This window comes from Nocardia sp. NPDC004168, from assembly GCF_040610355.1.
GTDB lineage: Bacteria > Actinomycetota > Actinomycetes > Mycobacteriales > Mycobacteriaceae > Nocardia > Nocardia sichangensis.
The window spans coordinates 55,734-68,883 of sequence record NZ_JBEXME010000014.1 but is presented as its reverse complement, the minus strand read 5'-3'; the positions used below and the strand labels follow the sequence as shown (position 1 = coordinate 68,883).

Below are 13,150 nucleotides of genomic sequence, written 5' to 3'. Positions count from 1 at the left end.
TCAGCATGTAACTAGTATTTCGGAGGTCGACCAACCGTGACACTTATCCGTACGCACAGTTCGAATCATCCGAATCCGCTCGGGCGCACAACCAGCACCACCTACGAGAGGCGTAGTCTCGATCGCGCCGTAAACCTATCGGATGCGCATTGCCGTCAACCGCTGACGCCCTCCCAGATCGAAATTGTCGAACGATTTCCAGAGCTGTTCCACGAGGCGCGAAATCAATCGCAGTCCGAGCTGGAAGAGGCGTTCCTCACCGCCTTTCTGCGCCTGGCGGGCGAGCCGATGCATCAGGATGCATCCAGATATATGCTGTCGTATTCCGCATCATCCGCGATAACAATGGTGGTGAGTTACTGCGCTCGCGCGGGAAAGCGAGTCGCCTTGATCGAGCCGGTGTTCGACAATATCTCCTCGATCTTGCGCCGAGAGAATGTCGAGCTCGTGCCGCTGCTGGAACAGGATTGCACCGTCGAAGACCTGCCCGCGGCGATGGCTCGGCTCGATCCTGCGGTGGTCTGGCTGGTCTCGCCGAACAACCCCACCGGATGGACGCTGTCCGAACCGGGGTTCAGAACGTTGGTGCAGTGTTGCGTCGACCGTCGTTGCACCCTGGTTCTGGACTCGTCTTTTCGATTCTTCTCACCTCTGCCGAGCGGTTGGTCGCAGTACGAGGTCCTGGAGGAATCAGGAGTCTCCTATATTGTGCTCGAAGACACAGGCAAGACCTGGTCCACCAGCGAGATGAAAGTCGGATTGACGGTATGCAGTCCGGATATGTACGCAGATATGTACCGACTGCACGACGATCTGCTGCAGAGTGTCTCTCCTTTCCATCTCCGGGTGCTGACAGAATTCATCGAGGACAGTTCGAAGCATGGCATCGAACACAGCATCCTTCCTTCCGTGCTGGAAAATCGGGCTATCCTCCGCTCGATTCTCGCGGACGGGGGATTGGAATTCGTCACCGAATCACGATCGCCCGTCTCGGTGGACTGGCTCCGGCTCCCCGAAGGACTCGAGTGTGAGAATTTCGTCCATGAGGCGATCTGGGAGGGAGTGCACGTGCTACCCGGAACGAACTTCTTCTGGAATCAGCCGGAGCGCGGGAGAAAGTTCGTCCGCGTCGCCTTGGCTCGCGATCCGCAACTGATGTCGGAGGGTGCGCAGTTGCTGCGAGACACCGCAGTCCGGCTCGCCGCGAAGGATGCATGACCGTGCGCGGTCGATCGAGCCGTTATCGCGCCTTGCTCACCGGGGCTGAATTGAAGGCAGCCGAGATCGAATGGCTTCGTCAGCGGAATATCGAGGTAGAAGTCTGCCGTCACGACCTGTCCGAAGTCGAATTGGCGCGCGCTCTGCTGGGCAAGGACGCTTACATTCTCGGTGGTGTAGAGCGTGCGACCGCTGCCGCGTTGTCCACTGCCGACGACCTCAAAGTCATAGCGTTCATGGGTGTCGGGTATCACGCCTACGTCGATACCGCGGCGGCGACCGCGGCGGGAATCGCGGTGACCAACGCGCCCGGAGCCAACGCACGCGCGGTCGCGGAATTCGCGATCGGTCTCATGCTCGATGCCTGGCGCGGCATCACAGACCTGACGATGGAAACGAAGGCCGGTCGATGGCCCGAGACCCGGGCACGCGACCTTTATGGGAAGACGCTGGGCATTGTGGGAATGGGGACCATCGGCACCATCGTTGCCCGGATAGCGGTCGGCGGGTTCGGGATGCGAGTGGTCTACGTGAGTCGAACAGCCAAACGGGAACTGGAACGAGACATCGCCGCTCGCCGGGTCGAGCTACCCGAGCTGCTCGCCGAGTCCGATGTCATCAGTCTCCATGCTCCATACGGCCCGCAGACAGCCCGGATGATCGGCGAAGCACAACTCGCTGCCGTCAAGCCCGGCGCGATTCTGATCAACACTTCCGAAGCGGAGCTCGTAGATCCGGCGCCGTTGCGAACCGCGTTGCTCGACGGTCGCCTCGCGGCCGCTGCCATGGACGGCTACTACGTCGTGCCCGCGCCCTCCGACCAGAACGATCCCTTCGGGCTGATCGCGTTGGGCAATGACAAGCTTCTCGTCACGCCGCACGCGGCCGGCGCTACCGAGGAGTCCTACCGCGCGATGCTCGCGGCTAATGCCGAGTCGGTCGAGAACATCCTCGAAACAGGAGAAGACCCAAGAGTCGTAAACCCTGGCTTCCGCGATCATGCCCGTTGGCTGCCGGTGCGCCACCGCCGCTAGGACGTCGGCACAGCCGTCGTAAGGACATACGACTCGGCCGGGAGGGGCGACGGCTCGTTCAGGTGGAGATATGCTCGCGGGCGCTGGGTGAGCGGTCGGTGGAGCCGAGGTGGAGTGGTTCGATGATGTTGTCGCCGCTGCCGGGGATCATCGCGTGGCCGGTGCTCGGGTATACCTCGGTTCTGATCCTCGGAAGGCTGCTGCTGTTCCGCGACACGATCGCCGATCAGTTCCTGAACCGGATATTGCTGTGGTGCCTACTCGGACTGGCGTTGTATCGGTGCACCTGGACGCCCGCTGTCATCGAGTTGGCGCAGCTACCAGCCCTCGGCTGTCTTGTCGCGATGTCCATGTACATGCTCGGTCTCGCTCGATTCTGGGATGCCGACAGCGATGTGACGGCGATATGGCGACGCCAGCGCGTCTACTCCCGCGTCGCGGTGGTCTCGGCGGTCGCCATCCTCGTCGCGGGTTGCCACGCCCACGCTCGGGGGCGCGCCATCGACATGGGTTCCGATCTCGACGGGACGGTGCTGGCGATCGCTTTCGGCGGACCGATGGCGATCAGCGCGGCGATGCTGCTGTGGGTCGGCAGCCGGTGGAATGCAGGTACTCACCGGATGGCCCGAGCTGGGGCCACATCTTCCGCGCGTGGAGTTCATCACCGTCGTCTGTTTCGTTTCGAGTTCGACGCTGCTCGCGGTACCGCTGGGGACCTGGCTGATCGAGCGGGTAGGCCTGGACCGGCCTACCCGATCCTGCCGCAGGCTGCGACCGTTGTGGCGCGATCTCACCGAGGCGGTGCCGGAAATCGTGCTCCTGCCGGACACCGACTCGCGGGAACCGGTGCTCCCGGCGACGCGCTTGCTTCGGATGGCGGTGGAGGTTCGCGATGCCCTTCTGCATCTGCGGCCGTATTTTCCGGAAGAACCGGGTGATCCGTGGGCGGACGAATTGCCGCTCGACACCGAGCGTTACGCGCACAAACTCGCGTACGCCGTGCGCGCCAGGAAGGCCGGTGTGCCGCCGGTCGGAGCGGAGGTCATCCCGGGTTCGCCCCTCGGCGCACGAGATTTCGACACCGATCTGCAGCACCTGCTCGCCTTGGCGCGAGTTTGGCCGCGAGCCCATGCCACTTTCGGTAAGGGCGAGCAGTGGCCGGGCGGTCCGCGAAACGGTGTTCCGGCAGCGACTCCGTGATGCTCGTGTTGCGCACACCCCGCCCCTTTGCACCCGGGTGGCTGTCGCGCGAAGCGCGCACCGGCCTTCGCGCGACGAGCACCCCTGAGCCGCTGACCCCCGCGTGTTGAAACCGCGGGGCATCCTGCCGCCGCAATGGACAGGTGCTTTCTCCACGGACTTGGGTATCCGGTCGGTGTCCTGCGGCGGTCTCCGTCGTACTACCTGGGACGGAGGAGCAGCATGACTCACACGACTCACACCGGTCTTTCCGGCACCGCCGGTCGTATCGCCCAGAACAGCGTGTTCGCGCGGTTCGCCCGCGCGGGCTACGTCATGTCCGGTCTCGTGCACCTGCTCATCGGCTACATCGCCATCCGGCTCGCGTTCGGCGGCGGGGGCAACGCCGACCAATCCGGGGCGATGGCCGAACTGGCCGATAAACCGGGCGGTGGGCTCACCCTCTGGGCGGCTGTGGCCGCGTTCGTGGTCATGGCGCTGTGGCGGCTGGCGGAGTCGGTCTTCGGCAGCGCGTCCGAGCAGGGGGCCGGCGGCGATCAGCCAGGAGTGTTCGACCGCGTCAAAGCCTTCTCCCTGTTCGCGGTCTACCTGGGACTGGCCGTCACCGCGTTCCGATTCGCCCGCGGCAGCGGGAAGTCGACCAGCAGTCAGAGTGTGGGGCTCACGGCACGCCTGATGCAGCACACCGCGGGAACGATCGCGCTCGTCGTGGGTGGGCTGGTCATCATCGCGGTCGGCGGTTACCACGTGTACAAAGGCGCCACCCAGAGCTTTCTCGACGACCTGCGCGGGACTCCGAGCGCATTCGTGCGGCGACTCGGCACGGTGGGTTACATCGCGAAGGGGCTGGCCGTCGCCGCGGTCGGGTTGCTGGTGATCCTCGCCGCGACCGAATCCGACCCGAACAAGTCCGCAGGACTGGACGGAGCCATCAAGACGCTCGGCGCGCAGCCCTTCGGTGTGGTTCTGCTCCTGATCGCCGGCCTCGGCATCATCACCTACGGTCTCTACAGCTTCGTCATGGCTCGCAGCGCCAAGATGTAGCGCCTACCGCTCGGCGGTCAGAAGCCTTGGTTGCCGCCACAGCTCGTCGAGCTCCTCCGGCAGATCCGGGACCGATCGCCCGTAGGACGCGGCGAGTTCGCTCGGACTCTCGCTCCGCACCGACCAGCCGTGTCCGGCCAGCCACCGGGCGGGATCGGCTCGCTCGTCGTCGTAGAACAACTCGGCCGGATCGATGTCGCCGAACGGGTTGCAGCGGTCGAAATACTTCTTCTCGATGTTCGCGAAGCGTTTGACGTCGGTTCCCGCTACGAAGCTCTCCACGGCCAGCTCGCTGCCAGGGGCGGACCATGCGTCGATGTGCTCGAAGAGCTTGTCCTGCGCGGCCCCGGGTAGATAGGGCAGCAGGCCCTCGGCCGACCATGCGGTCGGTTCGCCGGGTTCGAAACCCGCGCTGCGCAGCGCGGCAGGCCAGTCCTCGCGCAGGTCGACGGCCACCGGGCGACGATCCGCCTTCGGCCGCGCGCCGTTCTCGGTGAGGACTTTCTCCTTGAATTCCAGAACTTTGGGCTGGTCGATCTCGAACACCGTGGTACCCGCGGGCCAGTCGAGGCGGTATGCCCGCGCGTCCAATCCGGCGGCGACGATAACGGCTTGCCGAACGCCCCGCGCCGCGGCCGACGAGAAGAAGTCGTCGAAGAACTTCGTGCGGAAGCCCATGAACCCGGGTACCAGCGGGATGTCGTCCAGTTGGGAAGGGTCCGCCAACAGTCCGTTGAAATGTCGATGGCCCGAGGCCGCGACGAACAGGGGCGCGTAATCGTCCCGGATCAACGGATCGGGAGCGGATGTCTCCAGCGCCCGGAACGTCGCGACGCCCAATGCGGTGAGTCCGACACTACTGACGATGTCCCATACGTCTCCCTCGGTGCGCATAGGTCAGCCCACCACGGCGGTCTCGTGCTCCAGCACTTCGCTGGCCGCGCGTTCGCCCGAGCGAATGGCCCCGTCGATCCAGCCGCACATGACCGCCGAACTCTCGGTGCCCGCCCAGTGGACGCGGCCACACGGCTCGCGCAGAGCGTGGCCGAATTGGGTGAGCACACCGGTGGGCGCGTGGCTGAGCATCCCGCCGCCGGAATAGCGCTCGGCGCTCCAGTCCTGCTCGATGTAGTCGACGGGTGAGCCGGCCTGCCGGCCGAATCGCTCGACGAGTGCGTCGAGGATCGCGCTGCGACGCTCCGCGTCGTCGAGTCGGGCCAGCTGCCGTGCGATCGGTCCCTCGATGATGACGCACAGGACTCCGGGCCGCCCGGTGTCCGTGCACGCATCGATGGTGATCGTCGCGGGCGAACCCGGCGCGGCGGACTGTCCCGACAGCCCGTCACCGCGCCAGAACGGCTCGTCGTACACCACGGAGACCTTGATGATCGAACCGCTCGGCATGCGCTGATGCAGGAAAGCGCGATCGGCGGGCAGCATCGGCCGGTACGAGATCTGGCCGGCGATAGCGAGGGGAACGGTGACGATCGCCCGGCGCGCGCGCAGCCGGAGGTCGGTCGCGCGGACGGTCACCCCCGAGTCGTCCTGATGGATGCAGCGGACCGGCTGCGAGAGGTGGATCGCATCGCCGAGCTCGGCCGCCATCGGACGGTAGATCGCGCCCATGCCGCCGACCGGCCGCGCGTCCTGCGCCGCGTCTTTGACGCCGAGGACGAAGCTCGGCCCGCCACCCGAAGCCATCTGGTACAGGACGAACAGCAACGAGACCTCCGAAGCCGCCGAGGTGTAGCAGCCCGCGATGGCGGTCTCGAGCAGATCGTGCGCGGGCTTGGAAAGGACATTGGCTTCCAGCCAGTGCGCCAGGCTTACCTGATCCCATTTGTCGGCTTTCTTCGCCGCCCACGGCGCTTCCAGCGGAACCGACTTGCACATATGTCCCAGCTCGAGGAATACCGCGCCGAGGTTCATCGACGCCCACGGGCTCATCGTCCACGGGATCGTGCCCGTGTAGCGGTGCTGCTTGCCGTCGACGACCATCATGGCCTCGCCGTCGGTGTACTGCTTGTAGCTCGGTACGCCGAACTCGGTCATCAGCGCTTGGATGCGGTCCTGTCCCGGCCCGATCCAGGCGCCGCCGCGATCGATCCACGACCCGTCGTCGCGTACCTGGGTGAAGGCGCGGCCGCCGAGCCGGTCCCTGGCTTCCAGCAGCGCCACCGACCGACCCATCTGTTTCAGCCGCAGCGCGGCCGTCAATCCCGCGAATCCCCCGCCGATTACGCAAAAGTCGACGTCTGTCATGGCGTGCCGTCCTCGGGTTGCAGTTTCGCGCACGGCCGCCGTGCTACTGCGCTCGACCGGCGCACTCGACACAGCGGGTGCGATTCGCCTTCGATCAGGTCAACGCGTCGAATATCGGGGCAATTCTATAGCAACTTGCAGTGAGGGGTCATCTCGAGTCGTTTCCGGTGCAGAGGGCGTGCGAGCTGCTTAGGCTCACGAATCTTGCTGCCCGATCGCCTGGAGCCTCCTCGATGACGACGTCCCCGCCCTCCGCACACAGCCGCGCACCGCACGGTTCGCCGATCGACACCGACGGCCCGCGGATTCCTTTGTTCGCCGCGGAATTCGCCGCGGACCCGCACAGCGCCTATCGCGAGATGCGGGAGCGTTACGGATCGCTGGCGCCGGTGGAATTGGCCCCGGGTGTACCTGCCACCTTGGTGCTCGGGTATCACACCGCCGTGCGGATCTTGAACGATCCGGAGCACTTTCCGGCCGACCCCCGCACGTGGCAGCAGGACATCGCCGCCGACTGCCCGGTGCTGCCGATGATGCAGTGGCGGCCGAACGCGTTGCGCAACGCCGGAGCCGAGCATGCCCGCTATCGGCAGGCCAACGTCGCGGGTCTGGCCAAGGTCGACCTGTACGGCTTGCACGACACCGTGGCGCAGCTGGCGACACCGTTGATCAATTCGTTCTGCGCGGACGGGTCGGCGGATATCGTGCGCCAGTACGCTTTTCCGCTCGCTTTCGCGGTGCTGAACGCCATGCTGGGTTGCCCGGCCGAGATTGCGCAGCGCGCCGCGACCGGTATGGCCGCGATCTTCGAGGGCATCGACGCGGAACGCGGGAACAAGATGCTGACCGATTCGCTGGCCGAGTTGACGGTACTGAAGCGGGCCGATCCAGGCGACGACATCACCACGCGCATGCTCCGGCACCCATCCGGGCTGAACGACACCGAGATGGTCCACCAGCTGGGCACGCTCTACGGCGCGGGCATCGAGCCGCAGCAGAATCTGATCGTCAACACCCTGCTGCTGATTCTCACCGACGAGCGGTTCGGCGGCAGCGTGCTCGGTGGCAGTCTGTCGACCCGGGACGCGCTCGACGAGGTGCTGTTCAACGACCCGCCGATGGCGAATTTCTGCTTCAGCTTCCCGAAGCAGCCGATCCTGATCGACGACGTCTGGTTGCCTGCCCATCAGCCGGTCGTGATCAGCATGGCCGCCTGCAACACCGATCCGGCGATCCGCGCCGAACGCTACACGGGCAACCGCGCCCATCTCGCGTTCGGCGGCGGGCCGCACGCGTGTCCGGCGAACTCGCTGGCTTACCTGATCGCCCAGGACGCGATCGATCAACTGCTGGACGCGCTGCCGGAGCTACGTCTCGCGGTGCCGGTCGACGAGCTGACCTGGCGTCCCGGTCCGTTCCATCGAGCGCTGACCGCCTTGCCGGTCGTATTCCCTGAGTCGCAGGCGCTGCCGCTGCCGTAGTACCCGGGCCGGGTCGGAAACGTGAAAGCCGGATCGCTGACCATCTCGGTGACGTGCACGGTGGGCCGATATCCGAGCTACCACCCGGACACCGCGCCGGGAGGCATGGTCGCCGCGGTCGGCGGGCTGGTCTGTCAGGCCCGGGTACCTGTTCGCGCCGAGGCGTACGGGCGACGGGTGTGCTTCGGTGCGCGGGTCGGAGTTACCCGGCATCCGCGAGCAGCCGGTAACGGATCTCCAGCCCGTCCAACAGGGATTCCAGACCGACTTCGAAGGCGTCCCGATCGATTCTCTGCTGCCGCTCGGCCAGCAGGTGCGCCTCGTTCAGGTGCGGATAGGCGTCGGCGTATACCGCGACGTCGGAGGGGAAGCCCGCGGCGAACGATCCAAGCGACGCTCCGGTGAGGAAGTAGCGCATGGTCGTGCCGACCGTGGTGGCCTCGCGGCGCGGCCAGCCCGCCGCGACGAGGCCGCCGAAGACCGCGTCGGCCATGCGCAACGCGTTGGGTCGATGACCGGGACCGCTCGCCAAGGCGGGAACGATGTGCGGGTGTGCCGCCATGGCGGTGCGGTAGGAACGGGCCCAATCGCGCAGTGCCGAGCGCCAGTCCCGATCCTCGGCCGACAATCCCTCGAACATCGCGATGTCGACTTCGCCGAGGACGGCGTCCACGACGGCATCGATCAGGTCGTCCTTGGTGCGGACGTGGTTGTACAGCGAGGGGCCCTGCACACCCAGCTCGGTGGCCAGGCGCCGCGTGGAGACAGCGGCCAGACCCTCGGCGTCGACCAGGGTGAGGGCGGTGTCGATGATGCGATCGCGGGTCAGCAGCGGTCGGCGTGGTCGTGCCATGGGCTCTCCTTTCGGTCCTCGCATTCTCGCAGGCGCGGGACGCGATACTTGCGCCGCTAGTTTCGGTGCCCTACGGTGAGCGGAAAACTTGCGCTGCTAGTTTTGGAGAGCGATGTCGAGATTCACCAGGCGGTCGGCATGAACGCGACACTGTCGGTAGCCAGCATTCCGGCCGAGCAGGCCAGACGGCGCCCTGACCGGGTCGCCCTGATCGACGGGGCGCGGCGGATCACTTTCGCCGAGTTGTGGCTTCGGGCGCGGGCCCAGGCCGCGGCCTTGATCGGGCTCGGTGTGCGGCCTGGTGACCGGGTGGCGCTCATGTGCCCGAATGTCGTCGACTTCCCGGTCGCCTACTACGGAATCCCGCCGCGGGAGCAGTGGTGGTGCCGGTGCACCCGTTGTCCACGTCCGCCGAGGCCGAATACATGCTGCGCGACAGCGCGGCGCGGCTTCTGCTGTGCCATCCGGTTTTCGCCGAAGCGGGCCATCCGGCGGCCGCCGCCGTCGGCCTTCCCTGCCGTGCGCCGGATTCCCTTGTCGCGGCACCGATCGCCTCGTTCGTCTCGCGACAACCCGCGGACCCCGCGGTCGTGTTCTACACCAGCGGCACCTCCGGCAGGCCGAAAGGCGCCGAGTTGAGTCACCTGAACCTGGTGATGAACGCGACGGTCAACGCCTTCGACGCGAACGACGTACGCGCCGACGACGTGGCACTGGGCGCGTTGCCGTTGTCGCACGTGTTCAGCCAGACGGTCTCGATGAACTCGACCTGGCGCGCGGGCGCGGCGCTGGTGCTGATGCCGCGCTTCGAGCCGGCCGAGGCCATCCGGCTCATGGTCGAGCACGGCGTCAACACTTTCCACGGTGTGCCGACGATGTACGTCCGGTTGATATCCGCCGCACGCGAGCGCACGAGCCTGCCGCGGCTGCGGCTGTGCATCTCCGGTGGCGCGTCGCTGCCGCAGCCGGTGCTGGAGGCGTTCGAGGAGACGTTCGGCGCGCGAATCCTGGAAGGCTATGGCTTGTCGGAGACCTCGCCGACCGCGGCGGTCAACCAGCCGATATTCGGTTCTCGGGTGGGTACCGTCGGGCATCCGGTCTGGGGTGTCGAGGTGGAGATCGCCGATCCCGCCCTGGCCGAGCGGATCGCGTTGCTGCCGGCCGGGCAACTCGGCGAAGTGGTGATTCGCGGTCACAATCTGTTCAACGGGTACACGGGCAATCCGGATGGCACGGCCGCGGTGGTGGTCGACGGCTGGTTTCGCACCGGAGATCTGGGCGTGAAGGACACCGACGGTTATCTCCGGATCGTCGACCGGATCAAGGAGATGATCATCCGCGGCGGGTACAACGTGTATCCCAGCGAGGTGGAGGCGGCGCTGCTGCGGCATCCGGGTGTCGCCGCCGTCGCGGTCATCGGCATCCCGGACGAGGTCTTCGGTGAGGAGATCTGCGCGGTCGTAGTGCCTTCCGGGCCGATCACCGCCGAGGACGTGCTCGCCTTCGGACGTGAGCACCTGGCCAAGCACAAATCCCCGCGCCGAGTGGAATTCGTCGCGGAACTGCCGCTCGGGCCCAGTCACAAAATCATGAAACGAAAATTGAAAGAACAGTTCGCCGCCCGCTGACCTCAGGTGGGCCGATTCCGGCCCGCGGCGGAACTTTTTGTATCCGGAGCCCAATTATGTCCGGCAACTTATGTGTCGAGCGCAGTGACAGTGCTCCACAGCTGCTTCAGGATGAAAGTGTTCGTATCAAGAGAATGCGAACACATCTATGGAAGGCTTTGCAATGAAGCACAGGATTCGTCGCGGTCTGCTCGGTGTGGTTGTCGTGGCACTTTCCATGAGCGTGGGAGCGGGTGCGGTACACGCCGAACTCGAAACGCCTACCGTGGAGCAGCAACTCGTCGACGAACTGAACGCGGGCCTCTCGCCCACGCCGGACGGCAGGCAGCCCAAGGCGATCGTCGACTCGGGCAGCAGTTCCGGTTCCGCCTCGCGCAGTTTCGCCTCCGCCGCGGTCGGCGAAGGGCCGGAGATGCCTGCCTACCTGGCCGCCTTCCTGCACGGAGTCGGTCATCCCGACGCATCTCCGCCGGGAGCGAATCGGCCGGACTGCACGCCTTCGGCCGCGCACCCGCGGCCGGTCGTCCTCGTCCACGGAACCTGGCTCAACGCCTATGACTCCTTCGCGTACCTGTCACCGCGGCTGGCACGGGCCGGTTATTGCGTCTACGCCTTCAATTACGGCCGCTCCGGCGTGCTGGAAGGCGGTGGTATCGGTCCGATCCTGCCGGGCCGGTACGGCGTCGGTCCGATGGAGGATTCCGCGCGACAGTTGCGCGATTTCGTCGAGCAGGTGCGCGCCGCGACCGGTGCGGATCGGGTGGATCTCGTCGCGCATTCTCAGGGCGGGCCGGTGTCGAGCCAATACCTGAAATTCGAAGGCGGCGCCGAAAAAGTCGGCAAGCTCGTCACGTTCGGCGCCACCCATCACGGCACCTCGTTGTTGGGAATGGCTACTTTGGGGCGGCTGATCACCAATCTAGGCGTCAACATTCTGGGATTCTATGAACCGATCATCGGTCAGGCCAATATTCAGCAGGCGGTGGGCTCGGCGTTCTACGCGAAGCTGAACGAACACGGTGACACCGTCCCCGGTGTCGAGTACACCTCGGTCGGCACCAGTCACGACGAGATCTCCAACCCGTACGAATGGACCTTCCTGACTCCGGGGCCGGACGCGACCGTGCACAACATCACCCTGCAGGACGGCTGCGCCCAGGATCTGTCCGATCATCTGACGATCATGTACTCCCCGCGTGCGGCCTCGATCGCACTGCGTGCGCTCGACCCGGAGGCGAACTCGCCGCTGGATTGCGCGTTCAATCCATGGATGATCGGCGGAGCGGATCACTGATCAGCCATGCGCAATGATGGTGTCTCGTGGCGGATTACATGGCGGTCTTCGATCGGGTCAGGGGTTCTCTGCTGGGCGGGGCGGTGGGTGACGCGCTCGGCTGGCCGGTCGAATTCCTACGGCTGGAACAGATTCGGCAGCGGTACGGCTACGAAGGCGTGACGGGCTTCTTACCCCAGCACGCCCAGGACGCGCCGCAACAGATCACCGACGACACTCAGATGACACTGTTCACCGCGGAGGGACTGTTGCGCTCGGGGCCCGGCGCCGATCCGGTGCCGGCCTTGCGCCGAGCCTATCTGCGCTGGTTGCAGACTCAGCGGCAGGAGGCGCCCGCGCCACACGCCGACGGGTGGTTGGCGAGTCTGCCCTTCCTGTACGCGGTGCGGGCGCCCGGGAACGCGTGCATGTCCGGTCTGGGACAACAGTCCCGGGGATATCTCGCACCGGTCGCGTTCGGTGCGAGCGGGCCGGTGAATCCGCATTCGAAGGGGTGCGGCACGGTCATGCGGTCGGCGCCCTTCGGATTGTCCGGGATGGGGCCCGATCTCGCGTTCACCACCGCCGCCCGGGCCGCGCAGCTGACCCACGGGCACCCCACGGGATATCTCGCCGCGGGGGCGTTCGCGGCACTGGTCGATCGGGTCGTGAGCGGAACCGAACTGCCGATCGCGTTACGGGAGACGATCACCCAGCTCGCCGCCGTCCCTTCGAGTGCGGAGACGGTGGCGGCGCTGACCCGTGCCGCGGAATTGTCCGAGCATCCGGTCTCCGCCGAACAGGTCGAGCACGTGGGGGAGGGGTGGGTCGCCGAGGAATGCCTGGCCATCGCGGTGTACTGCGCCTTGTACGCGGCCAGGACCGGAGATGCCCGCGGCTCGCTGCTGCTGGCGGTGAACCACTCCGGCGATTCCGATTCCACGGGCGCGGTGGCGGGAAACCTGGTCGGCGCCGTCCACGGTGTCTCCGGACTGCCGATGGAGTGGGCGGCGGCGGTCGAGGGACGCGACGTGCTGGTGCAGGTCGCCGACGACCTCGTCATGAATTTCGGGCTCGGCGACCGGTCCGGACTCGCCGCCCGCTATCCCGTCGACGAAGGCTTGTGAGCACCCCGCGTCCCTGACCGCGAGGACGCG

General features: G+C 66.2%; 11 protein-coding genes and 1 pseudogene. 9 read left to right on the top strand and 3 right to left on the bottom strand.

The genetic code is table 11. The annotated features are described in order from the left end of the window. Positions 1-36 precede the first annotated feature (36 nt). The 4 genes from ABZW96_RS23700 to ABZW96_RS23685 all read left to right on the top strand — a co-directional run bounded on the left by ABZW96_RS23700 (position 37) and on the right by ABZW96_RS23685 (position 4,496). Positions 37-1,218, top strand: a complete 1,182-nt coding sequence (locus ABZW96_RS23700; RefSeq protein WP_355077805.1) for a pyridoxal phosphate-dependent aminotransferase — start codon at positions 37-39, stop codon at positions 1,216-1,218. Further along, positions 1,215-2,252, top strand: a complete 1,038-nt coding sequence (locus tag ABZW96_RS23695) for an NAD(P)-dependent oxidoreductase (protein ID WP_355077803.1) — start codon at positions 1,215-1,217, stop codon at positions 2,250-2,252. The genes ABZW96_RS23700 and ABZW96_RS23695 overlap by 4 nt, the downstream gene beginning before the upstream one ends. 603 nt (positions 2,253-2,855) lie before the next feature. Continuing rightward, complete coding sequence (locus tag ABZW96_RS23690) at positions 2,856-3,452, top strand: MAB_1171c family putative transporter (protein WP_355077801.1); 597 nt, start codon at positions 2,856-2,858, stop codon at positions 3,450-3,452. A gap of 222 nt (positions 3,453-3,674) precedes the next feature. Next, a complete protein-coding gene (locus tag ABZW96_RS23685; protein WP_355077800.1) occupies positions 3,675-4,496 on the top strand; it encodes a DUF1206 domain-containing protein in 822 nt (273 codons plus the stop codon). Between the two features lie 3 nt (positions 4,497-4,499). On the opposite strand, the gene ABZW96_RS23680 is transcribed toward ABZW96_RS23685, so the two are convergent. Both ABZW96_RS23680 and ABZW96_RS23675 read right to left on the bottom strand, forming a co-directional pair. Beyond that, positions 4,500-5,390 (bottom strand): class I SAM-dependent methyltransferase, encoded by an 891-nt coding sequence (locus tag ABZW96_RS23680; protein WP_355077798.1) that lies wholly within the window; start codon positions 5,388-5,390, stop codon positions 4,500-4,502. A 3-nt stretch (positions 5,391-5,393) separates the two neighbouring features. Beyond that, a complete protein-coding gene (locus ABZW96_RS23675; RefSeq protein ID WP_355077797.1) occupies positions 5,394-6,758 on the bottom strand; it encodes an FAD-dependent oxidoreductase in 1,365 nt (454 codons plus the stop codon). A gap of 233 nt (positions 6,759-6,991) precedes the next feature. On the opposite strand from ABZW96_RS23675, the gene ABZW96_RS23670 reads away from it, so the two are divergent. Beyond that, positions 6,992-8,239 carry a cytochrome P450 gene (locus tag ABZW96_RS23670; RefSeq protein WP_355077795.1) on the top strand — a complete coding sequence of 416 codons (1,248 nt, stop codon included), beginning with the start codon at positions 6,992-6,994 and terminating at the stop codon, positions 8,237-8,239. A gap of 202 nt (positions 8,240-8,441) precedes the next feature. On the opposite strand, the gene ABZW96_RS23665 is transcribed toward ABZW96_RS23670, so the two are convergent. Then, a complete protein-coding gene (locus tag ABZW96_RS23665; protein WP_355077793.1) occupies positions 8,442-9,092 on the bottom strand; it encodes a TetR/AcrR family transcriptional regulator C-terminal domain-containing protein in 651 nt (216 codons plus the stop codon). Positions 9,093-9,230: 138 nt separating this feature from the next. On the opposite strand from ABZW96_RS23665, the pseudogene ABZW96_RS23660 reads away from it, so the two are divergent. From ABZW96_RS23660 to ABZW96_RS23645, 4 genes and pseudogenes are all read left to right on the top strand, one after another. Next, a pseudogene (locus tag ABZW96_RS23660) lies at positions 9,231-9,395 on the top strand (AMP-binding protein); the annotation flags it as partial. 77 nt (positions 9,396-9,472) lie between these two features. Further along, positions 9,473-10,720, top strand: a complete 1,248-nt coding sequence (locus ABZW96_RS23655) for an AMP-binding protein (protein ID WP_355077791.1) — start codon at positions 9,473-9,475, stop codon at positions 10,718-10,720. A 163-nt stretch (positions 10,721-10,883) separates the two neighbouring features. Then, positions 10,884-12,014 (top strand): alpha/beta fold hydrolase, encoded by a 1,131-nt coding sequence (locus ABZW96_RS23650; RefSeq protein WP_355077789.1) that lies wholly within the window; start codon positions 10,884-10,886, stop codon positions 12,012-12,014. Between the two features lie 26 nt (positions 12,015-12,040). After that, positions 12,041-13,120 carry an ADP-ribosylglycohydrolase family protein gene (locus ABZW96_RS23645; protein ID WP_355077787.1) on the top strand — a complete coding sequence of 360 codons (1,080 nt, stop codon included), beginning with the start codon at positions 12,041-12,043 and terminating at the stop codon, positions 13,118-13,120. Positions 13,121-13,150 lie beyond the last annotated feature (30 nt).